Below are 23,145 nucleotides of genomic sequence, written 5' to 3' on the forward strand. Positions count from 1 at the left end.
CGAGCGAGTTGTCCCGCCCGCCATGCTGGGGCCCATGACCATGGCGCTGACCACCGGCCTGACAGACCTCGTACGGGAGAGCCTCGGCGACCCCCTCGCCGAGATCGCGGACCAGCACATCGACCTCCTCGACTCCGGCCCGGGGGCGTTGTCGACGACCTCGCTGCACCGCGTGCGCGGCACCACGACCGGCGGCGTGACCTGGTCGTTCTTCGTCAAGGCGATCCACGAGATCCGGCACTCACCCTGGTACGCGGAGATCCCCGAACCGCTGCGCGCCACCGCGCTCGCGCACTTCCCCTGGCGGGCCGACGCGGACGTCTACCTGGCCCGCCCCCGGCTCCCCGGCGGGCTGCGGCTGCCCCGGATGTACCGGCTGGACGACCTCGGCGACGACCGGCTCGTCATGTGGCTGGAGGACGTGCGGGTCGCGCCCGCCGCCTGGGACCTGGACCGCTACCGCGCCGCCGCCCGCCGGCTCGGCGACCTGGCCACGACACAGCCCGTCGCGGGCCGGACGTCCGCGCCGCGCGAACCGCTCAACCACGGCCTGCGCTACTACTGCGAAGGCCCGCTCGCCAACCTGTTCCTGCCCACCCTGCGCGACCCTGCCACGTGGCGGCACCCGCTGATCGCCGCGAACGCCGACCCCCTGCTGCAGACCGACCTGCTGGCCCTCGCCGACCACATCGACCCGCTGCTGGACACCCTCGACCACCTCCCCCACACCCTCGTCCACGGCGACGCCAGCCCCTCGAACCTGCTGATCCCGGCCGACGGCTCGGCGGACTTCGTGGCCATCGACTGGAGCTGGCCGTACCCGGCGGCCGTCGGCTTCGACCTCGGCCAGCTCCTCGTCGGCCGGGCCCACACCGGCGAACTCGACCCCGCGGACCTGCCCGCCGTCCACGAGACGATCGAGGCCGCGTACACCGCCGCGGTGGCCGGCCTCGCGGACCCCGCCGAGGTCTCCTTCGGCTACGCCGCCACCCTCGTGCTGCGCAGCGCCTGGACCGCGATCCCCTTCGAACGCCTGGGCCAGGAGCCCACCCCCGAGCTGCACGACCTGTTCCGCAAGCGGGCCCGGCTCGCCCGGTTCGTCGTCGACCTGGGACGCTCCCTGCTCCCTTAGACGCGGCCGGCCGCCACGGGATCGCGCTGGTCTACACCGGCCCCTGGGAGCGCTTCGAGATCATCCTGAGCTCGGAGGGCTACCGCTTCCTGGGGACGTACAGCGAGACCGTCGCCACCCGTATCTACACGGCCGGGCAGCCGCGCGAGGTCAAGGCGGGCACCCCCGTCGGATGGACCGCGCACCTGGAGGCCGGGATCGTCGACAAGCCGGGCGAGCGGCCGTAGCAGGGCCGATCGGAGACGGACGCCGCAGGGCCGCCGCTGCCGTCACGGCGACAGGATCGCGCTCGCGCCACGCAGCAGCTCGTCGCGGAGTTCGTCGTCCGGAACGTCCGGAAGATGGCTGATCGGGTCGGTGGCCGCGGCGAAGGCCTGGGCGGCCCGCACGCGCCGGCGCCAGTCAGGATCGGGGCCGGCCAGCAGCTCGACGGCCCGGCTGGTGATGCCCACCACGCGCGACATGAGCTCGGTGGTCTCGTCGCCGTAGACGGAGGCGTCGCGCAGCATCAGCACCATGGTCTCGCGGTGGCCGAGCATGACGTCGACGCAGCCGCCGAGCACGCGCTGCCGCACCTCGGCGAGGGTGGGCGCGGCGGCGGCGTCCCGGATCGTCGCGTCGAGCCGGTCGATCGGGGGCCGCACCAGGCAGTCGAGTATCTCGCCCTTGCTGCGGAAGTGGTGGTAGAGGGAGGGCTTGCTGATGCCGACCCGTTCGGCGACGTCCCGCATGCTGGCCGCACGGTAGGTCTGTGCGGTGAACAGCTCCCGCGCCGCCTCGATGATGCGCAGCCGGGTGTCGGAGGTTTCGTTCGGTGCCAATCGCCGTCCCTCTCTCGGTTCAGGCTGAAAGCATACCCCGGTTGCCAACCGTCCGGTCGGTAGGCTAGCGTCCCAGTCGCCCGACCGACCGGTAGGTCGGCTCTGACGCGAGGAGCGCGACAATGGCACGGATCGAAGGAACCACCGCCGACGGATTCCAGGCGGTGCGCGAGTCGTTCGAACGGAACTTCACACACGGAGGCGAGGTCGGCGCCGGGCTCACCGTCTACCGGCACGGCACCCCGATCGTGGACCTATGGGGCGGCCACGCCGACCCGGAGACACGCCGGCCCTGGCGGCGCGACACCATCGCCCCCATCGCCTCCACCTGCAAGACGTTCGCCACGGGCGCCGCGCTGGTGCTGGCCGGACGCGGCGAGGTGGACCTGGAGGCCCCCGTGGCCCGCTACTGGCCCGAGTTCGCCCAGAACGGCAAGGGCGAGATCACCGTACGGACGCTGCTCGGCCACCGCGCCGGCCTGCCCACCCTGGACACCCACCCCATCACCTGGGAGGACCTGCGCGACTGGACCCCCATCACCGACGCCCTCGCGGCCGCCACCCCCGAATGGCCCCCGGGCACCGCGCACGGCTACCACGGCGTCAGCATCGGCCACCTCGCCGGGGAGATCGTCCGCCGCGTCTCCGGGCTCACGCTGAGCGAATTCCTGGAACGCGAGATCACCGGCCCGCTCGGCCTCGACTGCCACGTCCGCGTCCCCGACAGCGCCATGCCGCGCATGGCCACCATGGTCGTCCCCGTCGCCGAGACCATGCGGCTCGGCATGGAGGTCCCCGAACTCGCCGACTTCGCCGAAGCGCTCAACGACCCCGCCACCCTGTCCTACCGCGCCTTCTACGGCAGCGTCGCCATCGGCTGGGACAGCACCAACGATCCCCGTACGTACCAGGTGGAGAGCCCGTCGATGGACGGCGTCGCCTCCGCCCACTCCCTGGCCCGCTATTTCGCCGCCCTGAGCGGCGAGGTCGACGGCATCCGCCTGCTCGGGCCCGAACTCGTCGACCGGATCCGCACCCCGCAGGCCGACGGGATCGACCGGACCCTGCGGGTGCACACCGCCTGGGGCATCGGCTTCGCCGTGCCCGGCGGCCCCTTCTGGCCCGCGCCCGGGCACCTCACCGGGCTGTTCGGCCAGGGCGGCGCCACCGGCTCGTTCGCCTTCGCCGACCCGGACCGCGGCCTCGCCTTCGGCTACGTCCCCAACCGCGGCTCCGAACTGCTGGAAGGCGGCGACTTCCGCGTCCGCTCCCTGGTCGAGGCACTGTACGCGGCCCTGGACGACATTCGATGACCGAGCCGGGCGGCCGGCCAGGACCCGACCGCCCGTGCTCTTGTCCTGAAAAGACCTACCGGAAGCCGGATCGCTCCCTCAGTGGGCCGCCTCGTACTGCTCCACGACAGTGGCGGCGATGCGGCCACGCTCGCTCACCGGCAGCCCCTGGGCCTTCGCCCACCGCCTGATCTCAGTGGACTTCTCACGGGTGACGGCCCGCGAAGTGCCGGCGCCACCGCGTCGGCCGCGAACACCCCGCTCGGCGCGGACCGCGCGAGCCTTGGTGATAAAGGGAGCGAGAGCCTTCTCCAGCTTCTCCCGGTTAGAGCCCGACAGGTCGATCTCGTAGCTGGTGCCGTCGAGAGCGAACCTTGTGGTCCCCTCGGCGTCACTGCCGTCGATGTCATCGACAAAGGACTCAACAATGCGTTTCGCCATGATGCTGCTCCGATTACGTTATGGTTGCAGGTACTGTAGCCCCCTTCAGCAGATCACGCACCTCCTTGCGGCGCCGTGCTGACACAATCGAACTTCACGATCGCGTCTCGCACTACAACGCCTTTCGCTGTTGTGACGCGGTTTTCGCGCTTCTCGTGCCCGGCATTCATCGACGCCGCCCCGTCCCATGGCCGGGCGGGGAACATACCGGGACCCGACCTGCGCGAGGCTCGCCCAAAGACCTGCACGAGATCCCTTCTGCCCTTCTCACCAGTGATAAGCCATCAACAACCGGCGACATCCCCGGCATGGCAAGACCACGGCCGCCCTCCCGCCTCCTCTCGCGCGCAGCGCGCCCTCACGAGCGCGGGACGCCCTTGCCCCGGACCGCCCGCACCCGCGCCGATCCTGCGCCCCGGCTCCGCTGTCAGCAACCTAGTCGCAAGTGCGTGCGCCCCGCGGTCAATAGCTATGAATCCGCTATGTTGAAGTTCGATTCAAAGGTTTGCCGAGCCATATCAGGTATTGGCCAAGAACCGCAACTCGATCCTGACGCACCGCACTGACGTTTACCAGATACGCATCCGCCGGCTCAGCAGGATCCGCCCTTTACAAAGTAGATTTCCAACTGTTTCCGGCCACCGCGCCCCGCACGATCGCGGTTGACGGTTGACGGCACCGTGGCCGTTGCGCCGGAAGCGGCGGACCCCGGCGCCCGGGGAGGTCCGGACGGCTCGGTACGCTCTTCCGTTCGAGCAGACCTACTCTCGAAGTATGGGAGGGAGGCCATTATGGTTACCGAGATCATCCTGGGTTTCCTCGCGGCCATCGCCATATTGACCGGGTTCGGGGGCGTCAGGATCGTCAATCAGGTCGAGCGCGGCATCGTGTTCCGCTTCGGCCGGGCGCAGAAGGAGATCCGCCGGCCGGGAGTCGCCTTTCTCATCCCGGGAGTTGACCGGTTGAAGAAGGTGAACGTACAGATCGTCACGATGCCGGTGCCCACGCAGGAGGGCATCACCCGTGACAACGTGTCGGTCCAGGTCGACGCCGTCGCCTACTTCCGGGTGCAGGACCCGCTGCGGGCGGCCGTCGAGGTGCAGAACTACCTGTTCGCGGTGGAGCAGGTGGCGCAGACGTCGCTGCGCTCCATCATCGGCAAGAGCGAGCTGGACGATCTGCTCTCCAACCGCGAGGAGCTGAACAAGGGCCTCGCACTCATGATCGACAGCCCGGCGCTCGGCTGGGGCATCCACATCGACCGGGTGGAGATCAAGGACGTGCAGCTGCCCGAGTCCATGAAGCGCTCCGTGGCCCGCCAGGCCGAGGCCGAGCGGGAGCGCCGCGCCCGCGTGATCACCGCGGACGGGGAGTTCCAGGCCGCCCAGAAGCTCGCCGACGCCTCCGCGATCATGGCTCAGACGCCGAGCGCCCTGCAGCTGCGGCTCCTGCAGACGGTCGTCGAGGTGGCGGCCGAGAAGACGTCCACGCTGGTGATGCCGCTGCCGGTGGAGGTGCTGCGCTTCTTCGACCGCGGCGCGCAGGGCTCGCCGGCGCGGGAGGAGTCAGCGGGGCCGGTCGCGGCCGAGAAGAGCGCGCAGCCCGTCGCCGCCGTTAGAGCGCCACCCCGTCGCCGCCGTAGACCGCCACCGTCAGACCGCCACCCCGTCGCCGCCATTCAGCCGGTCCGCCCGAAGGGTGAGCCGAAGCCCGAAGGGTGAGCCGAAGCAGGCGGCTCAGGCGGCTCGGACGGCGAGGCCCGGGTAGTCGAGGACGAGGCCGGACCCGTCGTAGACCAGGTGGCAGGCGACGTCGAAGACCGGCGCCGCGTAGTCGTAGCGCTGCCGCCCCTCCTCGTCGGCCAGCCGGGCATAGCGCTGCTCGAGCCGCTCGACGGCCAGGTCGGCGGCCCGGACGAAGGCCGCCGGAGCCGGTGAGACGGCGCCCACGCCGAGGCGCATCCGGTGCACGGGGAACGCGTTGGTCAGGGCCGACGACTCGAGGTCGACGTCGAGGCAGCCGTCCAGCCAGGACGCCGGCGCGCCGTCCACCCGCCAGCGGCCCGCGCCGTCGGTCTCCAGGAGGATCTGGCGCCTGCCCTCGGCGGAACGGCTCGCGAGCCGGGCCGAGCGGGTGGCCCAGCTCGCGTCGAGCTCGACGACATAGTCGACGACCCAGGTGCGGCCCTCCTCGACCGCGGTCGTGCACCCCTCGACGCGGTGCCCGTCCGGCAGCGGCCGGAAGTAGACCACCTCGAAGCCGGTGCGCGCGTCGAGGTGCCGCCAGGCCGCGGTGCCGGGCGGTGGCGCGAAGGTCGTCATGGCCGGATCATGTCATCGCCCACCGACAAGAAGCCGCGTCAGCCGGTGGACAGGCGGCGGAGGGTCTGCTCGGCCGCGCGGGTCATCTCGGCGGGCACGCCGAGGACGTCCAGGTAGGCGCCGGTGTCGCGCATCTCCATGGCCCGCCGTACGGCATGCGTACGGGTGCCCGTCAGGAACCGGTCGATGACGGCCTGGCCGTCACCCGCGAGCTGCTTGGCGATCTCGACCCTGATCCAGTCCTCGTCCCCGGCCGCCTGCCCCGCCGCGACGGCCTCGCAGACCACGGAGGCCAGCCCCTTCATGAACACGCTGCGCAGCAGCTTGCGGCCCATGGCCGCCCCGGGAGGCCCGTCGAGGACCTCCACGGAGACCTCGCGCGGGCCGCCGAGCGGGCGGACGAGCCGGGCGATCGCGCCCGCCCCCGGCCCGCTGGCCAGCAGCGGGACCAGGTGCCCGTGCAACGGCACCGGGCCCAGGATCGCCACGTCGGCGAAGTCGGCGCGCTCGCCGACCATCCGGCCGAGCCGCTCCATGACCTCCGGGGAGGCCGAGGTGAAGTCGGCGTAGCAGGCGCCCCGCGCCAGGTGGGGCAGGCACTGCTCGGCCACGGAGGGAGCCGCGGCGGCCCCCGTCAGGACGAGCACGTACGCGGCCTGTTCGACGGCCTCCCGCAGGGTCGCCGTCCTGGTGACGCCTTCGGGGGTGGGGGTGTCGCCGGGGTCGTACCCGAGCACTTCGTGCCCGGCGGCGGCGAGCGCGGCGGCATAGACGCCGCCCGCCTCGCCCAGTCCGATGACGGCGCAACGCATGATCAATCTCTTCAGTCCTCTTATATGTGAACCATGGCTAAAGGTCGCGCGCCCGGCCGAGCGCGGCGGCGGCGCGGCGCAGCTCGGGCACCCAGCCGAGCATCTCGCTCTCGGGGTGGCGCTCGGCGGGGCCGGAGATGCCCACGGACGCCATGGAGTGGCCGTCCGGGGCCGGCACGGGCGCGCTGATGCCCGAGCTCCCGAGCACGCGTTCGTTCATGGAGAAGTGGTAGCCGCGTTCCCTGATCTGCTCCAGCTCGGCCCGCAGGTCGGCCTCGCTGACCGGCTTGCCGCCCGCGGTGCCCAGGTCGCGGACCGCGGCCATCAGGGCGTCGAGCTCGTCGTCCGGCATGGCCGCCGCGAGCACCTTGCCCGCGCCCAGGTGCAGCGGCAGCCGGCGGCCGATGGGGAGCTGGTAGCGCAGCGGGTCGGCGCCGTCGACGCGGGCGATGACGATGCGCTCCAGGCCCGACCTGATGTGCAGCGTCGTGGTCAGGCCGGTGGTGGCGGCCAGCTCCTGGAGCACGGGGGTGGCCGCGCGGCTGAGGCCGTCGGTGACGAGGAAGCCGTGGGCGATGGCGAGGGCGGCCGGGCCGAGGTGGTAGGCCTGCTGCCCGGCGACCACGAACCCGCGCCGCTGCAGCACCCCGAGCAGGCGCAGCGTCGTGGCCGGGGACAGCCCGGCCCGCCGCGCGACCTCCGACAGCCGAAGCGGCTTGTCGCTGCGCTCCAGCACCTCGATCACGTCGAACGCGCGCTCGACCGAGCGCATGGACGGCTGCGGCTGTCCGGCGGTCATCGGCGGAACCCTTTCTCGCACGCGGATGAACCTGTCGTCACGCGGATTCAAGGATGGCAGCCCGTTTGCCCTCCTCGGTCACGAAGACGGCCTCGGCCGCCTGCGCGACCCGCTCGGCCTCGGCGAGCGGGACGACGACCACGCCGTCGGCGTCACCGAGGATCAGGTCGCCCGGCGCGACGGCGACGCCGCCGACCGCGACGGTGCGGCCGAGGTGGCCGGGCCCGTTCTTGTACGGCCCCGCGGGCGTCACCGCGCGGGCGAAGACAGGCATGCCCATCTCCCCGAGCCCGTCGGCGTCCCTGACGGCCCCGTCGATGACGAACCCGGCCACGCCCTTGTTCTTGGCGCGCTGCCCGATCAGCTCACCGATCAGCGCCCGGGACTCGTCGCCGCCGCCGTTGACCACGATGACGTCGCCGGGTTCGACGACGTCGAGCGCCTGGTGGATGAGCGCGTTGTCACCCGATCGGGTCCAGATGGTGAAGGCGCGCCCGGCCACGCGGGCGCCCGGCCAGATGGGGCGGATCCGGGAGTCGAGGACGCCGAGGCGGTCCATGGCGTCGCCGATGTTGGCGGTGGGCAGGGCGGCCAGCCGGGCCAGCGCGTCCTGGGAGGTCTCGCTCATTGAAGGCGCCTTTCAGCTCTTGGTGTTGCGGACGAGGGGGAGGGCCTGCTTGACCGTGGTCTCCTGGTCGGCCCAGTACGTGCTGTAGTCCTGGCCGGACTTGTACGCGGTGGCCAGGCCGAGGTCCTTCATCTTGGCGACGACCGCCGGGTCCTCGATCGCCTTCTTCAGGGCTCCTTCGAGCTTGACGCGGACCTCGTCCGGCAGCCCGGCGGGCGCCGAGTAGCCGCGGGCGGTCGCCCCCTCGACCTGGTAGCCCTGCTCGGCGAAGGTGGGCGCGTCCGGCAGGAACGGGCTCCGCTCGGCCGACATGACGCCGAGCACCTGGATCTTGCCCTGGGCGACGAGGTCCTTGACGTCGCTGACGTTGCCGACGTACGCCTCGACGTGCTTGCCGAGGAAGGCGGCGATCGCCGACGACGCACCCTCCGAGAAGTGCACGGGCGCGAACTCCGCCCCGGTCTTCTGCTGGATGTCGGCCAGGGCGAAGTGCTCGCCGGTCTGCACCCCGGTCGTGGTCGCGGTGACGCTCTTCGGCTTGGCCTTGACGGCCTCGATCAGGGCTTTCAGGTCCTTGTACGGGCTGCCGGGCGCGACCCCCACCAGCATCGGGTCGAGCACCTGCATGCCCAGCGGCAGGAAGCTCTGCCGGGTGTAGGTGGCGCCCCGGCTCGGGTCGAGGGGCGAGACGACGACGGACGGCGAGCCGGTGGCGCCGATGGTGTAGCCGTCGGGCTTGGCCTTGGCGAGCGCGGTGTAGCCGATCTGTCCCCCGGCGCCCGGCTTGTTGAGCACTTCGACGTTCGTACCCAGCTCCTTCTCCAGGACGGGTGCGACCACGCGGGCCGCCGCGTCGACGGCCGCCCCGGGCGCGAACGAGACGATCAGCGTGACCGGCTTCCCCTTGCGCGGCCAGGCGCCCGCGGCGCCGCCGGACTGCTGGGCGCCGCACGCGGCGAGCGCCGTCGCCACGGCCACGACTGTGACGGTGGCCCTGGCTGCGATCTTGACTTTCACGATGGCTCCTTCTGGGGGGTGGTGGCCTCAGGCCTCGGGGTCCTCGGCCAGGACGGCGGGTTTGCGCAGCCCCAGCAGCCGGCTCAGCAGCGGGCTCACGGCGATGGCGAGCGCGATCACCAGCAGGACGACGCAGATCGGACGGGTCAGGAAGACGGTGAGGTCGCCTTGCGACAGCTCCAGCGACTCGCGCAGGGAACGCTCCATGAGGGGCCCGAGCACGAGGGTGAGCACCAGGGGCGCCAGGGGGATGTCCAGGCGGCGCAGCACGAGGCCGAGCAGCCCGAAGGCGACCATGACGAACACGTCGAAGACGGAGAAGTTGATCGTGTACGCGCCCACGACCATGAACGTGAGGATCAGCGCGGTCAGCACCGGGTACGGGATGCGCAGGATCGACGTCCACACCCGGACCAGCGGAACGTTGAGCACCAGCAGGATGACGTTGCCGACGAACAGGCTGGCGATGATCCCCCAGGCGACGTCGGCGTGCTCGGCGAACAGGGTCGGCCCCGGCGTCAGCCCCTGCTGCAGGAACGCGCCCATGAGCACGGCGATCGTCGGGGAGGCCGGGATGCCGAGGGTGAACAGGGGCACGAGCGCGCCGTTCGCGTGCGCGTTGTTGGCCGTCTCCGGCCCCGCGACGCCCTCCACCGCGCCCGACCCCAGCTCGGCGCGGTGCCTGCTGAACCTGCGCTCCGCGCCGTAGGCGAGCAGCGAGGAGACCGAGCCGGTCATCCCGGGGACGAGCCCGAGCGCGAACCCGATCCCGGTGCCCCTGGCGATCGCCGGAACGCTGCGCCGCAGGTCGGCACGGCCCGGCAGGAGCGCCCGCAGCCCTGGGGCCACCGCCTGGGCGGTGCCGCCCCTGGCCGCCACGAGGATCTCCGACAGGCCGAAGAGCCCGATGATGACGGCGACGAAGCTGATGCCGTCGAGCAGGCGTTCGCTGCCGAAGGTGAACCTCGGCGCCCCGGCCACCGGGTCGATGCCGACCATCGAGATCAGCAGGCCGAGGACGCCGGAGATGAGCGCCTTGGTCATCGAGCGGCCGGCGAGCGCGACGAGCAGGGAGATGCCGAGCACCATGAGCGCGAAGAACTCCGGCGGCCCGATCCGCAGGCCCAGGTCGCCGAGCGGCTTGGCGGCGACGACGAGCCCGACGGTGGCGACGGTGCCGCCGACGAACGACCCGACCGCCGCGATGGTGAGCGCCACCCCCGCGCGGCCCTGCTTGGTCATGGCGTAGCCGTCGATCGTGGTGATCGCGGAGGCGGCCTCGCCCGGGGTGTTGAGCAGGACGCTGGTGATGGTGCCGCCGTACTGGGTGCCGTAGAAGATGGCGGCCAGCATGATGATGGCGCTGGTCGGGTCCAGGTTGAGGGTGAGCGGGATGAGCAGCGCCACCCCGGCGACGGGCCCGATGCCCGGCAGCACCCCGATCAGGGTGCCGAGCAGGCAGCCGATGAACGCGTACAGGAGGTTCTGCGGCGACAGGGCCGTGGCGAGCCCGCCGAGCAGGTCGGCCAGGACGTCCATCACAGGCCCCAGCCGGCCAGGAGCGGGATCGCCGACGGCGGCAGCTGCACCATCAGGCCCTGGTCGAAGCCGTGGTAGATGCCCACGCTGCCGGCGAGGGAGAGCACGAGCGACAGCGCCCAGCTCCGGCCCGCGCGCCACTTGAGGTGGAACATGAGGAACGCGAACACGCTGATCTGGTAGCCGGCCAGGTCCATCGCGGCCGCGAGCACCACCAGGCTGCCGAGCACGGCGGCGGCGTGGCCCACGTCGGTGCGCTCGGCCGGGCCGTCCTCGTCCGCACGGGCCCGCCTCGTCTGGGCGACCCAGGCCAGCGCGAGCAGCCCGAGCGCGATGGCCAGCACGAACGGGAAGAACCCCGGCCCGGGACCGAACGAGGTCCACAGGCCGAGCCCCAGGGATTCGACGGCGATGTAGAACGCGAGCGCGACAAGAACCACTTGCGCGCCCGCTCTCAGCCTCGCGTCGGAAGCCTTCGCCGCCGCGGCCGCGGCCTGGTCGTCGGGGGCGGGGGCATGCTCGGCGAACGCCTGTTCATGGCTCATGGGGGTGTAGCCGCCTTCCAGTCTTTTCACACAGTGAAAAGTCTTTCCATTTCATGACAAGCGTGCTGGGAGGCGTGCGGACATGTCAAGGGTTACGCGGAGGTTTCCGGCGATGACCGGAAGGTGACGTAACGCCTCAGGCGGTGACACCCGCATCGACGGAGATGGCCGCGCCCGTGATGGCGCGGCCCCCGTCCCCCGCCAGGTGGGCGACGGTGGCAGCGATGTCGTCGGGCGAGCAGTAGCGGCCGAGCGCCGTGTGGCGCCGCTCCTCGTCCGCGTCCGGCCCGTCCGCCGGGTTCATCTCGGTGTCGGTGGATCCGGGGTGGACCACGTTCGCGGTGATGCCGCGCGGCCCGAGGTCCCTGGCCAGCCCCTTGGCGAGCCCGGTCAGCGCCGACTTGCTCATCGCGTACGCCGTCCAGCCGGGGTAGGGCACGCGTTCGGCCAGGCTGCTGCCGATGAGGACGATCCTGCCGCCGTCCCGCATGTGCCGCGCCGCCGCCTGCGCCAGCACGAACGAGGCCCTGGGGTGCACGGCCAGCAGCCGGTCGACCTCCTCCAGCGTCACCTCCTCCAGAGCCCCGTACGGCGCGATGCCCGCGTTGCTGACCAGGACGTCCAGCCGGCCCAGCTCGCGGACCGTCCGCTCCACGGCCGCGACCAGCGTCCCGGCGTCGGCGGCCTCCGCCCGCAGCCCGAGCGCCCGCGCGCCGGCCGCCTCGACCTCCTTGACGATCGCCGCCGCCCGGTCGCCCGCGCTCCGGTATGTGAGAGCCACGTCGAACCCGTCACCCGCCAGCCGCCGCGCGACGGCCGCGCCGATCCCCCTGCTGCCCCCGGTGACCAGGGCTGCCTTCCGTGCCATGCGTCCTCCATCCCGTTGAAGCGGAATCAATTCCGCTTCAACGTAACCGGAATCAGTTCCGGTTGACAAGAGGTGCCAGGATGGGAGCCGTGACACGCGAGCGCACCGACGCGGCCCGCAATCGCGCGAAGATCCTCGCCGCCGCCGAGGGCATCGTGGCCACCCGCGGCGTGCAGGGCCTGCAGATGGCGGACGTGGCCGCGGCCGCCGGGGTCGGCGTCGGCACGCTGTACCGGCGCTTCGGCGACCGGTCCGGGCTGGCGTACGCGCTGATCGACCGGCGGGAGCGGGAGTTCCAGGCGGCGTTCATCGAGGGGCCGCCGCCGCTCGGCCCCGGCGCGGAGCCGGCCGCGCGCGCCAAGGCGTTCCTGCGGGCGCTGGCGGACAGGACGGCCGAGCAGCTCGACCTGCTGCTCATGGCCGAGACGGCGAGCCCGCTGGCCCGCTTCGGCGGCGCGTACGACGCCTACCACGGTCACCTGTCGATGCTGATCGGCCAGTTCCGCCCCGGCGCGGACGCCCACTGCCTCGCCGACGCCCTCCTCGCGCCCCTCGCCGCCCCGCTGCTGGCCCACCGGCTCGGGGAGACGGGCGTGGAGCGGGTGAAGTCCGCCTTGGACGACCTGCTCGACGGCCTCGCGGGCTGAGCCGTCCGCCTCTTCGAAGTCCGCCGCGCGCCCGACTATTCATTGAATGTATAGTTGCGATCATGTCCACGGCTCATGTGATGCTCGGGCTGCTCGCGGAGCGCCCGAAACACGGCTACGAGCTCAAGAAGGAGCACGATCATCGCCTGGCCGGCGCCAGGCCGCTGGCCTACGGGCAGGTCTACGCCACGTTGCAGCGGCTGGAACGCGACGGCTTCGCCGAGGTGGCGGAGACGCAGCAGGAGGGCGGCCCCGAGCGGACCATGTACGCGATCACCGGCAGCGGCCGGGAGGAGCTGGCCCGGTGGCTGAACACCGTGGAGCCGCCGGCGCCGTATGTCGCCAGCTCGCTGTTCGCCCGGGTCGCCGTCGCGGGACGAGACGCCGACGGCTATCTGCTGCGGCAGCGCGAGGCGCATCTGGCCCGCATGCGGGAGCTGACCGCCGAGAAGGCGGCCGGCCCGCCCGCCCAGGTGCTGGCGGCCGACTTCGCGCTCCAGCACCTCGACGCCGACCTGCGCTGGATCGAGACCGCACTGTCGCGGCTGAAGGGGGACAACGATGCTTGAGGCCAGAGGCCTGGTGAAGTCGTACGGCAGGACCAGGGCGCTGACAGGCGTCTCCCTCCGGCTCGCGGAGGGCGAGATCCTCGCGGTCACCGGGCCGAGCGGATCGGGCAAGTCGACCCTGCTGCACTGCCTGGCCGGGATCATCCGCCCGGAGTCCGGCGAGGTCGTCCTGGACGGCAGGCGGATCGACACGCTGGCCGAGGCGGCGCTGACCAAGCTGCGCCGCGAGAGCTTCGGCGTGGTCTTCCAGTTCGGGGAGCTGGTGCCCGAGCTCACGGCGGCGGAGAACGTCGCGTTACCGATGCTGTTCAACCGGCACGGCCGGCAGGAGTCGATGACCGCCGCGGCCGACCTGCTGGCCCGGCTGGAGGTGTCCGGCTGCGCCGACCAGCGGCCCGGCGAGCTGTCCGGGGGCCAGCTGCAACGGGTGGCCGTCGCGCGGGCGCTGGTGACCGGCCCGCGCGTGGTCTTCGCCGACGAACCCACCGGAGCGCTGGACACCCTCGGCGGAGAGCAGGTGATGAGCGCGCTGCTGGGCGCGGCCCGCGCCGGCGGCACCGCCGTGGTCCTGGTCACCCACGACAACCGGGTGGCGGCCTACGCCGACCGCGAGCTCGCCCTGCGCGACGGGGCCCTGCTGACGGAGATCAGCCAATGATCACCGTCCTGCGCATGCTGAACAGGGGACGGTCGCGAGCCGAGCGGGCCCGCGCCTGGCTGGTCGCCGCCGGCACGGGGCTGGCGACGTTCCTGGTCTGCACGGCCGTCAGCCTGGCCGATTTCCAGGACGACGGCGGCTCGCTGATCGGGCTGGCCCTGGCCCTGCTGGCCCTGCCGGTCGCCGGCCTGGTGCACCAGTCCAACCGGCTGGGCACGGCCACCAGGGAACGACGGCTGGCCGGCCTGCGGCTGGCCGGCGCCACGCCGGACGACGTGCGCCTGCTCGGCGCTCTGGAAGGCGGCGGGCAGGCGCTGACCGGCTCCCTGGCCGGAGCCGCGGTCTACGTGGTCACCCATCTCTCCGGGCCGCTGACCCAGGTGCCGGTGGTCGTGGCCGTGATGGCACTGGGCGGAGCCCTGTCAGGGGCGCGCGCCGGCCGGAACGTCATCGCCTCACCGCTGGGCCTGGTCCGCCGTTCACGCCTGCGGGGGCCGAGAGCGGCGGACCTGTACCGCTTCGTGGCCGGTTCCTGCCTCTTCTTTCTCGGATACGTGACGAAAGGGCGCTCCCTGCCCGGTGGGGTGTACGGGGCGACCGTGGCCATCACGGCCGGGATGGTGCTCATGCTGTTCGGGGTGACGCTGGCCACGACCTGGGTGATCAGGGTGTACGCGCGCCGCGCCGCCCGGCGGGCCGGCTCGCCCGAGATGCTGCTGGCCGCGCGGCTGGTCGAGGCGGACCCGAGGGCCCGGGCCAGAGCCCTGTCCGTGGTGGGCCTGACGGTGTTCTTCGGCGCGGCCGCCGGGGCCCAGCAGGCGGGCATCGGCTACCACCACGCCCATGCGCTCGTCGACGCCGCGCTCCTGGTGGCCCTGGTGACGTCGGCGGCCGCCCTCGTGGTGCACCAGGCCGAGGAGCTGCTCGATCATCGCCGCTCGTTCGCCGCGCTGGCCGCCTCCGGGGTGCCGGAGCGGGCGCTGGGCGGGGTCCTCGTACGGCAGGCGGTCATCGCCGCGCTGCCGATCTGCGTCGTGGCGGCGGTCGGGGGAACCGTGGTGGTGATCCTGCCCCTCGCCGACTACTACCAGGTGGGGTGGCTCGGCTGGGCGGTCGGCAGGGCCGTGGCCATGGCGGGCATCGGGGTTCTCACCGCGGTGCTCGTGGCCCTGGCGGCCCGCCCGCTGCTGCGCGACACGCTCCGCCTGGAGAGGCTGCGCGCCTGAGAGAGGCGCCGGCCGTGGAACCGCCGGATCCCCGGGCACCCGGCCCGGGGATCCGGCGCGCCGCGTCAGCGTTCGCTGGAGGCCGCGCGGTAGTGCAGGTCCTGCACGTACGGCGTCGCGCTGATCGCGTACGGCGAGACCACCTTCGCCACCACGGCCGAGCTCCTGGTGACCGAGGCCGAAGCGGTGCCCGCCTTCAGCGGGAACGTCTTGGCGGACACCCCGGCGGGCGCGTCGTAGGTCTGCGTCGTGCCGCCGATCGTGACCGACACCTTGCCCGCCGCGGTCAGCATGGTGAGCACCTCGACGGTGTCGCGGGCCGCGGTGCTGCCGTCACGCAGCTTCATGAGCTTGGTCTGCGCGTACGACGGATCGGCCGCGACCGGCTGGACCCGGTGGGTCAGGTACGCCGTGTCGTTGGTGATCTTCGGGCAGCCGAGCTTGTAGCAGGTCAGGTAATAGGCGCTGATGTCGAGATAAGTCCAGCCGGCGTTCCTGGAAGGGGCGAACTGGGTGTTCTCCGAGTAGTCGTTCCAGGTGGTGAGCTGCACCCACTCCGCCTTGCCGTCGATGGCCCCCTTCCAGGTGGCCCGCAGGTTCTCGGTGTTGCCCGCCTCGTCGAAGATGCTCTGGTTGGGACGCTCGTCCTGGACGGACACCGGCTGCATCCAGATCTTGCCCATGCCGTGCGCGCGGTCGATGTTCGTCGTCAGAGCGGCGTTGGCCGCGGGGCTGCGGCTGCCCCAGTTCGAGAAGCCGTAGCTGATGGAGGCGAAGGCGTCGCGGTGCTTGTTGAAGTCGACGAACGTGGGCACCAGGGCGACCTTGATGCCGTGCTGCGTCTCCATGGTCTTCATCCAGTCCGACCACCAGGCGGCGGTGCGGCCTTCGGCCTTGAACGGCGCGACGACGAGGCGGTCGTCGGCGAGCCGGTAGACCGACTTCGAGGCGGCCAGCTTGGCCATGGCGGTGGCGAAGGCGGCGCTGTCCACCGAGGACAGGCCGTTCATGTCCGGCATGAGCACGATCTTGAAGCCGGGGTCCACGGCCTCGGCCGCCTTGACGAGGTTCTGCACCCGCGTCCACTGCGCGCTGGTCACGGAGAGGATGTCGACGGTGAAGCCGTCCAGGCCCGCGGCGATGGCCTGCCGCACCTCGGTCTTGAGGTCGGCCAGCGCGTAGTCGCCCGTGATCGGGTCGCGTCCCAGCGGCCGGTCGCGCAGCAACCCACCGTAGGCGGCGTGCTTGCCGCTCTCGCCGTCCGGCTTGAGGTAGTTCCTGGCGTAGTAGTCGCCGGCCGGAGCCTGGTTGTCGAGGGAGATCGGATAGGGGCTGAAGTAGTGCGCGAACACCTTCTTGGCCGAGGCCCGCAGCGCCGCGGTGCCCGCCAGGGTGAAGGGCAGCGGCCCGCCGGTCTGCTCTCCCCCGGTGCCCTCCGTATAGGTGACCGTGAGTTTCGGCCCCCGGTCCCCGCTCTCGCGCGAGGACATCAGGACGGTCGTGGTGGCATCGGTCCCGGTGAGGGCGAACGCGTACGTGCCGTCGCCCTTGACGGCCGACGAGACGTCCAGCTTGGCCGTCGCGCCGGCGGTGAAGCCGGTGTGCGAGCCGATGACCGGCGCGCTCAGCGCCGGACGGGTGTTCCAGGTGGTGGCGGCCTCCGTCCAGGCGCCCGTCACCGGACGGACGGAGACGGTGGTGTCGGTCGTTCTGGCCGAGACCACGTCCAGCGTGACCTTGACGTCCTCGGCGTCCTGCGGGATGCCGGTCACCTTGAAGCGGGTCAGGGCGGCGCGCTGCCCCGCGGTGGCGCCGCCGCACGCGGTGCCGCAGACGCTCACCCAGGTCGCGGTCGCGAAGCTCTTGGCCGGCTCGGCCTGGCTGACGAACACGTCCTCCGCCGCGGCGAACGTCACGCTGACGGGGGCGACGGCGGACGCCTGCGCGGGGGCCACAGCGGCTGTCGCCAGCATGGCGACGCCCGCCGCCGCCCCCAATAACGTCCGATATCGGTTGGCCATGAAACTCCCTTGCCTTACGGTACGGCCAAGGATGGATCATGCTCAAGCGTCGGATCCACACTTTTCGGATAACTCACAGGTGCCGGACAGTCGACTGCGTCCCCTTCTCCTCCAGGAGACGGGACGCAGTCGGCGGCGTGCCGCTTCTCGGTACGGACCGGCGGTCCGCCCGGAGGCGTCAACGCCGACGTAGGGACATCGAGCCCAGCATGACGCAGGCCAGGCCGCATGCGACGATGACGATCCCCGTGATGACGTTGTTGATGATCGTGCCGGCGCTGGCTGTGTGCGGCGGCAGCACCCACGGGGCGATGATCGTCCACACTCCGATGACCGGTACGACAAATGCCAGCCCGTGGATCCTGCCGTACGCCGAGGCTATCCCGGCCGCCAGCAGCGCCAGGGCGATACCGGTGATCAGATTGTTGACGGTCAGGGTCGAGCGCCCGAAGAATCCCACCACCCATGGCGAGATGGCGAGATAGAGACCGCTCAGGAATGTCAGTCCGCTGACGGACTGCCCCGACGGGCTCTGCGCAGCCATGTCGTATTGAGCTCGCAGGGCCGCTATGTCCGGGTGCTGACCCATGTCGAGTTTCGGATGGAGTGGACTATCAGCCATGTCCCACACCACCTTCCCCATACCGCGTGGAGGTTTGAATACGTAACCCCTTCCCCCACGGTCACGCCAACGCGCCCACCAGGGTCAACATTTCTCCAAATCGCTTGCCGCGCCTATGACGGCGAGCAGCAACCGTCGGCGCAGCCGTCCGGCTCGGCGCCGGCGGGCACGGCGCAGCAGGCGTCTCCGCGCCAGGCGTCGCGCCCTTCCTTGACCGCGACCGCGGCGATGACCAGGGCGGCGATCGGGTCGGCCCAGGACCAGCCGAAGGCGCTGTTGAGCGCGAGCCCGGCCAGGAGCACCCCCGACAGGTAGGTGCACAGCAGGGTCTGCTTGGAGTCGGCCACCGCCGAGGCCGAGCCCAGCTCACGACCGGCGCGGCGCTGGGCGTACGACAGGAACGGCATGACGGCCAGGGACAGGGCGGCCAGGATCAGACCCGGGGTGGAGTGTCCGGCCTCCCCCGCGCCGAGCAGGGCGCGTACGGCGTCGACGGTGACGTAGGCGGCCAGGGCGAAGAAGGAGATCGCGATGACGCGCAGCGCGGCCCGCTCGCGGCGTTCGTGGTCGGCGGCGGAGAACTGCCAGGCCACCGCGGCGGCGGAGGCGACCTCGACGACCGAGTCCAGCCCGAAACCGATGAGCGCCGTGGAGGAGGCGATGGTCCCCGCGGTGATGGCGACGACGGCCTCGATCACGTTGTAGGTGATGGTGGCGGCGACCAGCAGCCGGATCCGGCGCCGGAGCACGGCGCGCCGGGCCGGCGCCGGGCCCAGGTTCTGTGCGGTCACGACCCGGCCTCCCCCACCGGGGCGGGGCGCAGGGTGACCGCGTGGCCCGTGGCGGCCAGCAGCTGCTCGGCGGAGGCCAGCAGGTCCATCAGCTCGGGCCGGGTCAGGGAGTAGAACGACTGGCGGCCTTCGGCCCGGTAGTCCACCAGGTCGCAGTCGCGCAGGCAGGCCAGGTGCTTGGAGACCGTGGACTGGGCCAGCCCGAGCTCGGCCGTCAGGTCCACCACTCGCGCCTCGCCCCTGGCCAGGCGCTGCACGATGCGCAGCCGGGTCTCGTCGGCCAGCGAGTGGAACAGCGCCGCCGCCGGAGGGACCCCGGCGGCGATGTCGGTACTGACACAGCGGCCACCGTCGTAATCAATCGCCATATGGCGATGATAACGCGGATGAGCGATCGCTGCCATCAGGTGACCCGGCGGTCCGGCCGCGGCACCCGTCAGCGCGCGGCGCAGGGCCCGGTCAGGACGCGTCGTAGCGCACGCGGGCGGCGGCCACGTACTCGCGGTGCCGCTCGGCCCATTCGATGAGCCCGGCCACCTGGGACGACAGCGTCCGGCCGACCGGGGTCAGGTCGTAGTCCACCCGGGGCGGTGAGGTGGGGGTGACGGTGCGCTCCACCAGCCCGTCCCGCTCCAGGCTGCGCAGGGTGAGGGTGAGCATGCGCTGGGAGATGCCCTCGATGGCGCGCTGCAGCTCGGAGTAGCGCTTGGGGCCGCCGCCGAGCAGGTCCATCACCAGCACGCTCCATTTGTCCCCGACGCGGTCGAGGATGTCGCGCAACTGGCAGGACGGGTGGTGCTCGCCGACCGTCTCACGCACATCGGTGTGCCTAACGCGGGTCAAAGTGCCTTCTTCCGTCATGACGGCATTCTGAATCAGACTCGATGCGCGCACAAGAAGTAACCAGCGCACAGAAAGTGCTGTTGTGATGAGCATCGACTTGACCGATCCCCCACTCCGGCCCGGCCCTCGTCCGCGGACCACGGGTCTGGAGATCCCGCACGACCAGCTCGACCAGTTCTCCCCGCCGCGTATCAGGGCCGCCCTGGTGGCGGAGGCGCAGGCGCTGGCGGGCGTGTTCACCGGCCCCAGCCAGGTGTCCGAGCCCGCTTCACTCGCGCTGCGGCTGCGCGAGCCCGCCGGGCCGTGGGCGGCGTTCCTGCACCCCAGCCGTGACGAGTTCGGCCACATCCACCGCTCGGGTTTCCTGCACCTCACGGTGCCCGCGCCGCTCATCGATCCGCTCGAACGGGCCGGGTGGATCGAGCCGCATCCGATCAGCCGGCGCCCCGAGTGGCCCGACACGATCGTGATGCTTTACGCCCCGCGCGACGAGGCCGAACTGGCCGTCGCCCGCGCCGTCCTGCGCGCCTCCTGGCGGCAGGCCACCACAGCTTCCACGGAAACGGAGTGATCATCATGCGTGCCATGGCTTTCACCGGCTTCGGCGCCGACCTGGCCGCCGCCGACCTGCCCGTGCCGGAACCGGGTCCCGGCGAGGTGCTGGTCCGGGTGCTGGCCTCCTCGGTCAACGGTTTCGACCTGGGCGTGCTGGGCGGCTATCTCAAGGGCGTGTACGACTACGAGTTCCCGGTCGTGCTCGGCAAGGACTTCGCCGGCACCGTGGCGGCCGTCGGGGAGGGCGTGACCGGCCTGACGCCGGGTGCGGACGTGTTCGGCGTGGTCATGCGCCCGACTCTGGGCCAGGGCGGCTTCGCCGAATACGTGGTGGTGAGCGAGCAGTACGGCCTGGCCAGGATCCCCGAAGGGCTCGGCCACACCCGCGCGGGCGTGCTGGGGCTGGCCGGGACCGCCGCGATCGACGCCGTCGACGCCGTCGCCCCGGCACCGGGCGAGACCGTCCTGATCTCGGGCGCGACCGGCGGCGTTGGCGCGTTCGCCATCCAGCTGGCCGCCGCGCGCGGCGCCAGGGTGATCGCCACCGCCAGGCCCGGAGCCGAAGCCGCCTTCGTCACGGGACTGGGCGCCACCTGGGCCGTCGACCACGCCGATCTGCCCGCGCAGGTGGGCGCGATCGCGCCGGGCGGGGTCGACGCCGCGCTGCACCTGGCGGGCGACGGCCCGGCGGTCGCCGCCCTGCTGGCCGACGGCGGGCGGCTGGCCTCCACCCTGCACTACGTGCCCGACGAACCCGGCCGCGACCTCAAGGCCACGGCGGTGATGGCCGACCCGAACCCGGACACCCTGGCCCGGCTCGCCGCCGACGCGGCCGAGGGACGCCTGCGCGTGCCGGTGGCCCGCGCCTACCCGCTGGCCGAGGCGCCGCGCGCGGTCTCCGACTTCACCGCCGGCACCGTCGGCAAGCTCGCCGTCACGATCTGAGCAAGTAGGCGGCCCTGGTGGGCAGGGTTTCCCCATGCCGGAACTCCCCGACGTGGAGGGCTTCCGCCAGGTGCTGTCGGAGCACACCGGCGAGCCGATCAGGGCCGTGCGCGTTCGCGACCCGGGGGTCCTGCGCGGCATCGGCGCCCGGCGGCTGGCCGCCGCGCTGCGCGGACACCGGTTCGAGCGGCCGCGGCGGCACGGCAAGTGGCTGATCGCGCCCGCCGGCGGGCCGGTGCTGATGCTGCACTTCGGCATGACCGGCTCGCTGTCCTGGCACTCCCCCGAGGAGCCGTGGCACCGGCATGACCGGGTCGTCTGGCAGTTCGACGACGGGGAGCTGCGCTACCGGGACATGCGCAAACTCCAGGGCATCCGCCTCGCCGCCGACGAGGCCCAGGCCGAGCGGGTGCTCGGCGGCCTCGGCCCGGACGCGCGCGAGGTGTCGTACGCGTGTTTCGCCAGGCTGCTGTCGGGTCGCCGGGGACGGCTCAAGCCGGCGCTGATCGACCAAACGTTCCTCGCCGGCCTGGGCAACCTGCTCGCCGACGAGATCTGCTGGCACGCCGGCGTCGATCCCCGGCGTGCCGTGGCAGCTCTGGACGAGGCCGCACGCGCCGCCTTGTACGGGGCGATGCGCCGGGTCCTGCGCGTGTCGATCAAGGCCGGATGCGTGCCCGCACGTGACACCTGGCTGACCGGCGCGCGCGACGAGCCCGGCGGTCCCTGCCCGCGCTGCGGCACACCCCTGTCCCGCTGCCGGATCGCCGGCCGTACGACCGTCTGGTGCCCGGTCTGCCAGCCTCTCTGAAGGCATGAACCTTTCACCGGGTACGCGCCACTGACCTGCCCGGAAACGCGCCGCGCGAACGATCTCGTTGACGGTCGTTCATGACCGAGAGTCCACTGGTGCGCAAGCCCTCTGCCGGCCATCACGGTCGCCGACCGGCTCGCACCCATCGTCGCCCCCAGGATCGGACTCCGATGAGGACACGGCTGCTGCTCAGCACGCTCGTCATCGCCCTGGTCACAGCGGTCACGCCGCGGGCCGAGGCGGCGACGGGCGACGGCTCCCCCACCGACGCCAACATCTCCTTCACCGGGCGGTGGGACACCACCGCCTCCACCGCGTACGTGCCGTACTGGGCGGGCGCCTACCTCACCACCGGTTTCACCGGCAGAACGGTCAGGCTGAACCAGCGCAACACCATCGACCTGTACTACAGCGTCGACGGCGGCGCGTGGGTCTACATCCAGAACGTACGCGGCTCGGTCAACCTCACCCCCACGCCCCTGGCCGCGGGGAACCACACCTTACGCGTCTCCTACCGGGTCGTCGCCGGGTCCTACCACGGTGACGCCGTCTTCCAGGGCCTCGTGCTCGACCCCGGGGCCACGACGTACGCGATCGCGCCCCCGTCCAAGCTGATCGAGTTCGTCGGCGACTCCATCACCGTCGGCACGACCACCTCCAAGAACGCCCTGACCGCGTACGGCTGGCTCATCGGCGAGCGCCTCGGGGCCCGGCACACCCAGATCGCCCAGGGCGGCGCCTGCCTGGTGGCGACCGCGGACGGCTGCGTCGGCCTGGAGGCGCGCTTCCCCAAGCTCAACCCCAACGCCGCCACCCCGGACTGGAACTTCTCCCGCTACCAGGCCAACGCGGTCGTGATCAACTTGGGCACCAACGACGTGGGGCACGGCGTGAGCACCACCACTTTCCAGGCGTCCTACACCCACCTGCTGCAGGAGGTGCGGGCGGCCTACCCCGGGGCGGCGATCTTCGCGCTGGAGACCTTCACGAAGCGGTACGCCACGCAGACCCGGGCCGCGGTCACCGCCCGCAACTCCGCGGGCGACGCCAAGGTCTACTACGTCCCCACCGAGGGCTGGCTGACCAGCGCCAACATGTCCGACAACGTCCACCCGAACGACAGCGGCCACGTGGTCATCGCCGATCGCCTGGCGCCGATCATCAGCGCCAGGCTCTGAGGAACGGCGCCTGCGCTCCGAGCAGGCGGGCGAGGCCCTTGACGATCTCGGCGGCCAGCAC

Annotated in this window: 26 protein-coding genes; 11 read left to right on the top strand and 15 right to left on the bottom strand. The window is 71.9% G+C overall.

The annotated features are described in order from the left end of the window. The first annotated feature begins 34 nt into the window (after positions 1-34). Positions 35-1,132: a hypothetical protein gene (locus tag AB0J87_RS36415; RefSeq protein WP_363972750.1), complete on the top strand. Its 1,098-nt coding sequence runs from the start codon at positions 35-37 to the stop codon at positions 1,130-1,132. A 269-nt stretch (positions 1,133-1,401) separates the two neighbouring features. On the opposite strand, the gene AB0J87_RS36420 is transcribed toward AB0J87_RS36415, so the two are convergent. After that, positions 1,402-1,953: a helix-turn-helix domain-containing protein gene (locus AB0J87_RS36420; RefSeq protein WP_363972753.1), complete on the bottom strand. Its 552-nt coding sequence runs from the start codon at positions 1,951-1,953 to the stop codon at positions 1,402-1,404. Between the two features lie 122 nt (positions 1,954-2,075). On the opposite strand from AB0J87_RS36420, the gene AB0J87_RS36425 reads away from it, so the two are divergent. Beyond that, positions 2,076-3,266 (top strand): serine hydrolase domain-containing protein, encoded by a 1,191-nt coding sequence (locus tag AB0J87_RS36425; protein WP_363972756.1) that lies wholly within the window; start codon positions 2,076-2,078, stop codon positions 3,264-3,266. A gap of 78 nt (positions 3,267-3,344) precedes the next feature. Here the strand turns inward: AB0J87_RS36425 and AB0J87_RS36430 are convergent, their stop codons facing one another. After that, positions 3,345-3,686: an Lsr2 family protein gene (locus AB0J87_RS36430; protein WP_185077364.1), complete on the bottom strand. Its 342-nt coding sequence runs from the start codon at positions 3,684-3,686 to the stop codon at positions 3,345-3,347. A 791-nt stretch (positions 3,687-4,477) separates the two neighbouring features. On the opposite strand from AB0J87_RS36430, the gene AB0J87_RS36435 reads away from it, so the two are divergent. Beyond that, a complete protein-coding gene (locus AB0J87_RS36435) occupies positions 4,478-5,407 on the top strand; it encodes a slipin family protein (RefSeq protein WP_363972759.1) in 930 nt (309 codons plus the stop codon). A 15-nt stretch (positions 5,408-5,422) separates the two neighbouring features. Here the strand turns inward: AB0J87_RS36435 and AB0J87_RS36440 are convergent, their stop codons facing one another. From AB0J87_RS36440 to AB0J87_RS36475, 8 genes are all read right to left on the bottom strand, one after another. Then, a complete protein-coding gene (locus AB0J87_RS36440) occupies positions 5,423-6,007 on the bottom strand; it encodes a putative glycolipid-binding domain-containing protein (protein WP_363972762.1) in 585 nt (194 codons plus the stop codon). Positions 6,008-6,045: 38 nt separating this feature from the next. Continuing rightward, the gene (locus AB0J87_RS36445; RefSeq protein WP_363972765.1) at positions 6,046-6,819 is read right to left on the bottom strand and encodes a DUF1932 domain-containing protein; all 774 of its coding nucleotides are present in this window, start codon (positions 6,817-6,819) and stop codon (positions 6,046-6,048) included. Positions 6,820-6,856: 37 nt separating this feature from the next. Then, positions 6,857-7,618, bottom strand: coding sequence for an IclR family transcriptional regulator (locus AB0J87_RS36450; RefSeq protein WP_363972768.1), 762 nt, complete (start codon positions 7,616-7,618; stop codon positions 6,857-6,859). A 37-nt stretch (positions 7,619-7,655) separates the two neighbouring features. Beyond that, positions 7,656-8,246, bottom strand: a complete 591-nt coding sequence (locus AB0J87_RS36455; protein WP_350739434.1) for an RraA family protein — start codon at positions 8,244-8,246, stop codon at positions 7,656-7,658. A gap of 12 nt (positions 8,247-8,258) precedes the next feature. Next, positions 8,259-9,263, bottom strand: coding sequence for a tripartite tricarboxylate transporter substrate binding protein (locus tag AB0J87_RS36460; RefSeq protein WP_363972771.1), 1,005 nt, complete (start codon positions 9,261-9,263; stop codon positions 8,259-8,261). A gap of 27 nt (positions 9,264-9,290) precedes the next feature. After that, positions 9,291-10,802, bottom strand: a complete 1,512-nt coding sequence (locus AB0J87_RS36465; protein WP_363972774.1) for a tripartite tricarboxylate transporter permease — start codon at positions 10,800-10,802, stop codon at positions 9,291-9,293. Further along, positions 10,802-11,377 (bottom strand): tripartite tricarboxylate transporter TctB family protein, encoded by a 576-nt coding sequence (locus AB0J87_RS36470; protein ID WP_363972777.1) that lies wholly within the window; start codon positions 11,375-11,377, stop codon positions 10,802-10,804. Before AB0J87_RS36470 ends, AB0J87_RS36465 begins: the two co-directional genes overlap by 1 nt. 106 nt (positions 11,378-11,483) lie before the next feature. Beyond that, positions 11,484-12,215, bottom strand: a complete 732-nt coding sequence (locus tag AB0J87_RS36475; protein WP_363972780.1) for an SDR family oxidoreductase — start codon at positions 12,213-12,215, stop codon at positions 11,484-11,486. 80 nt (positions 12,216-12,295) lie between these two features. Between AB0J87_RS36475 and AB0J87_RS36480 the strand changes: the two genes are divergently transcribed. The 4 genes from AB0J87_RS36480 (at position 12,296) to AB0J87_RS36495 (ending at position 15,315) form a co-directional block, all read left to right on the top strand. Then, positions 12,296-12,862 (top strand): TetR family transcriptional regulator, encoded by a 567-nt coding sequence (locus AB0J87_RS36480; RefSeq protein ID WP_355197958.1) that lies wholly within the window; start codon positions 12,296-12,298, stop codon positions 12,860-12,862. Between the two features lie 62 nt (positions 12,863-12,924). Further along, entirely contained in the window at positions 12,925-13,431 is a 507-nt protein-coding gene (locus AB0J87_RS36485; RefSeq protein ID WP_363972784.1) for a PadR family transcriptional regulator, read from the top strand. Then, complete coding sequence (locus AB0J87_RS36490; RefSeq protein WP_363972787.1) at positions 13,424-14,089, top strand: ABC transporter ATP-binding protein; 666 nt, start codon at positions 13,424-13,426, stop codon at positions 14,087-14,089. Before AB0J87_RS36485 ends, AB0J87_RS36490 begins: the two co-directional genes overlap by 8 nt. Beyond that, positions 14,086-15,315, top strand: coding sequence for a hypothetical protein (locus tag AB0J87_RS36495; RefSeq protein WP_363972790.1), 1,230 nt, complete (start codon positions 14,086-14,088; stop codon positions 15,313-15,315). Before AB0J87_RS36490 ends, AB0J87_RS36495 begins: the two co-directional genes overlap by 4 nt. Before the next feature lie 65 nt (positions 15,316-15,380). On the opposite strand, the gene AB0J87_RS36500 is transcribed toward AB0J87_RS36495, so the two are convergent. From AB0J87_RS36500 to AB0J87_RS36520, 5 genes are all read right to left on the bottom strand, one after another. Beyond that, positions 15,381-17,336 (bottom strand): endo-1,3-alpha-glucanase family glycosylhydrolase, encoded by a 1,956-nt coding sequence (locus AB0J87_RS36500; RefSeq protein WP_363972793.1) that lies wholly within the window; start codon positions 17,334-17,336, stop codon positions 15,381-15,383. Positions 17,337-17,514: 178 nt separating this feature from the next. Then, on the bottom strand, positions 17,515-17,979 hold the full coding sequence (locus AB0J87_RS36505) for an SPW repeat protein (protein WP_350739461.1): 465 nt from the start codon (positions 17,977-17,979) through the stop codon (positions 17,515-17,517). Positions 17,980-18,071: 92 nt separating this feature from the next. Beyond that, complete coding sequence (locus AB0J87_RS36510) at positions 18,072-18,749, bottom strand: cation transporter (protein ID WP_350739464.1); 678 nt, start codon at positions 18,747-18,749, stop codon at positions 18,072-18,074. Continuing rightward, complete coding sequence (locus AB0J87_RS36515; RefSeq protein WP_363972798.1) at positions 18,746-19,117, bottom strand: metalloregulator ArsR/SmtB family transcription factor; 372 nt, start codon at positions 19,115-19,117, stop codon at positions 18,746-18,748. Before AB0J87_RS36515 ends, AB0J87_RS36510 begins: the two co-directional genes overlap by 4 nt. A 91-nt stretch (positions 19,118-19,208) precedes the next feature. After that, the gene (locus tag AB0J87_RS36520) at positions 19,209-19,568 is read right to left on the bottom strand and encodes a helix-turn-helix domain-containing protein (protein WP_350739470.1); all 360 of its coding nucleotides are present in this window, start codon (positions 19,566-19,568) and stop codon (positions 19,209-19,211) included. A gap of 109 nt (positions 19,569-19,677) precedes the next feature. On the opposite strand from AB0J87_RS36520, the gene AB0J87_RS36525 reads away from it, so the two are divergent. The 4 genes from AB0J87_RS36525 (at position 19,678) to AB0J87_RS36540 (ending at position 23,084) form a co-directional block, all read left to right on the top strand. Continuing rightward, positions 19,678-20,163: a luciferase family protein gene (locus tag AB0J87_RS36525; RefSeq protein ID WP_355197943.1), complete on the top strand. Its 486-nt coding sequence runs from the start codon at positions 19,678-19,680 to the stop codon at positions 20,161-20,163. 5 nt (positions 20,164-20,168) lie between these two features. Next, positions 20,169-21,092, top strand: coding sequence for an NADP-dependent oxidoreductase (locus tag AB0J87_RS36530; RefSeq protein WP_363972802.1), 924 nt, complete (start codon positions 20,169-20,171; stop codon positions 21,090-21,092). Positions 21,093-21,126: 34 nt separating this feature from the next. Then, positions 21,127-21,903, top strand: coding sequence for a DNA-formamidopyrimidine glycosylase family protein (locus tag AB0J87_RS36535; protein ID WP_363972805.1), 777 nt, complete (start codon positions 21,127-21,129; stop codon positions 21,901-21,903). Positions 21,904-22,076: 173 nt separating this feature from the next. Next, on the top strand, positions 22,077-23,084 hold the full coding sequence (locus AB0J87_RS36540) for a GDSL-type esterase/lipase family protein (RefSeq protein WP_363972808.1): 1,008 nt from the start codon (positions 22,077-22,079) through the stop codon (positions 23,082-23,084). Positions 23,085-23,145: the final 61 nt, after the last annotated feature.

The sequence above is a fragment of the Nonomuraea sp. NPDC049625 genome (assembly GCF_040675285.1).
In the GTDB taxonomy this organism is placed as follows: Bacteria; Actinomycetota; Actinomycetes; order Streptosporangiales; family Streptosporangiaceae; genus Nonomuraea; species Nonomuraea angiospora_A.

What these genes read in the sequence shown, in the direction of transcription:
- AB0J87_RS36465 (WP_363972774.1), bottom strand. Translation starts at nt 10,802, where the DNA reads ATGGACGTCCTGGCCGACCTGCTCGGCGGGCTCGCCACGGCCCTGTCG.
- AB0J87_RS36455 (WP_350739434.1), bottom strand. Translation starts at nt 8,246, where the DNA reads ATGAGCGAGACCTCCCAGGACGCGCTGGCCCGGCTGGCCGCCCTGCCC.
- AB0J87_RS36430 (WP_185077364.1), bottom strand. Translation starts at nt 3,686, where the DNA reads ATGGCGAAACGCATTGTTGAGTCCTTTGTCGATGACATCGACGGCAGT.
- AB0J87_RS36515 (WP_363972798.1), bottom strand. Translation starts at nt 19,117, where the DNA reads ATGGCGATTGATTACGACGGTGGCCGCTGTGTCAGTACCGACATCGCC.
- AB0J87_RS36530 (WP_363972802.1), top strand. Translation starts at nt 20,169, where the DNA reads ATGCGTGCCATGGCTTTCACCGGCTTCGGCGCCGACCTGGCCGCCGCC.
- AB0J87_RS36495 (WP_363972790.1), top strand. Translation starts at nt 14,086, where the DNA reads ATGATCACCGTCCTGCGCATGCTGAACAGGGGACGGTCGCGAGCCGAG.
- AB0J87_RS36505 (WP_350739461.1), bottom strand. Translation starts at nt 17,979, where the DNA reads ATGGGGAAGGTGGTGTGGGACATGGCTGATAGTCCACTCCATCCGAAA.
- AB0J87_RS36445 (WP_363972765.1), bottom strand. Translation starts at nt 6,819, where the DNA reads ATGCGTTGCGCCGTCATCGGACTGGGCGAGGCGGGCGGCGTCTATGCC.
- AB0J87_RS36425 (WP_363972756.1), top strand. Translation starts at nt 2,076, where the DNA reads ATGGCACGGATCGAAGGAACCACCGCCGACGGATTCCAGGCGGTGCGC.
- AB0J87_RS36450 (WP_363972768.1), bottom strand. Translation starts at nt 7,618, where the DNA reads ATGACCGCCGGACAGCCGCAGCCGTCCATGCGCTCGGTCGAGCGCGCG.
- AB0J87_RS36475 (WP_363972780.1), bottom strand. Translation starts at nt 12,215, where the DNA reads ATGGCACGGAAGGCAGCCCTGGTCACCGGGGGCAGCAGGGGGATCGGC.
- AB0J87_RS36535 (WP_363972805.1), top strand. Translation starts at nt 21,127, where the DNA reads ATGCCGGAACTCCCCGACGTGGAGGGCTTCCGCCAGGTGCTGTCGGAG.
- AB0J87_RS36500 (WP_363972793.1), bottom strand. Translation starts at nt 17,336, where the DNA reads ATGGCCAACCGATATCGGACGTTATTGGGGGCGGCGGCGGGCGTCGCC.
- AB0J87_RS36525 (WP_355197943.1), top strand. Translation starts at nt 19,678, where the DNA reads ATGAGCATCGACTTGACCGATCCCCCACTCCGGCCCGGCCCTCGTCCG.
- AB0J87_RS36485 (WP_363972784.1), top strand. Translation starts at nt 12,925, where the DNA reads ATGTCCACGGCTCATGTGATGCTCGGGCTGCTCGCGGAGCGCCCGAAA.
- AB0J87_RS36435 (WP_363972759.1), top strand. Translation starts at nt 4,478, where the DNA reads ATGGTTACCGAGATCATCCTGGGTTTCCTCGCGGCCATCGCCATATTG.
- AB0J87_RS36440 (WP_363972762.1), bottom strand. Translation starts at nt 6,007, where the DNA reads ATGACGACCTTCGCGCCACCGCCCGGCACCGCGGCCTGGCGGCACCTC.
- AB0J87_RS36415 (WP_363972750.1), top strand. Translation starts at nt 35, where the DNA reads ATGACCATGGCGCTGACCACCGGCCTGACAGACCTCGTACGGGAGAGC.
- AB0J87_RS36480 (WP_355197958.1), top strand. Translation starts at nt 12,296, where the DNA reads ATGGGAGCCGTGACACGCGAGCGCACCGACGCGGCCCGCAATCGCGCG.
- AB0J87_RS36490 (WP_363972787.1), top strand. Translation starts at nt 13,424, where the DNA reads ATGCTTGAGGCCAGAGGCCTGGTGAAGTCGTACGGCAGGACCAGGGCG.
- AB0J87_RS36540 (WP_363972808.1), top strand. Translation starts at nt 22,077, where the DNA reads ATGAGGACACGGCTGCTGCTCAGCACGCTCGTCATCGCCCTGGTCACA.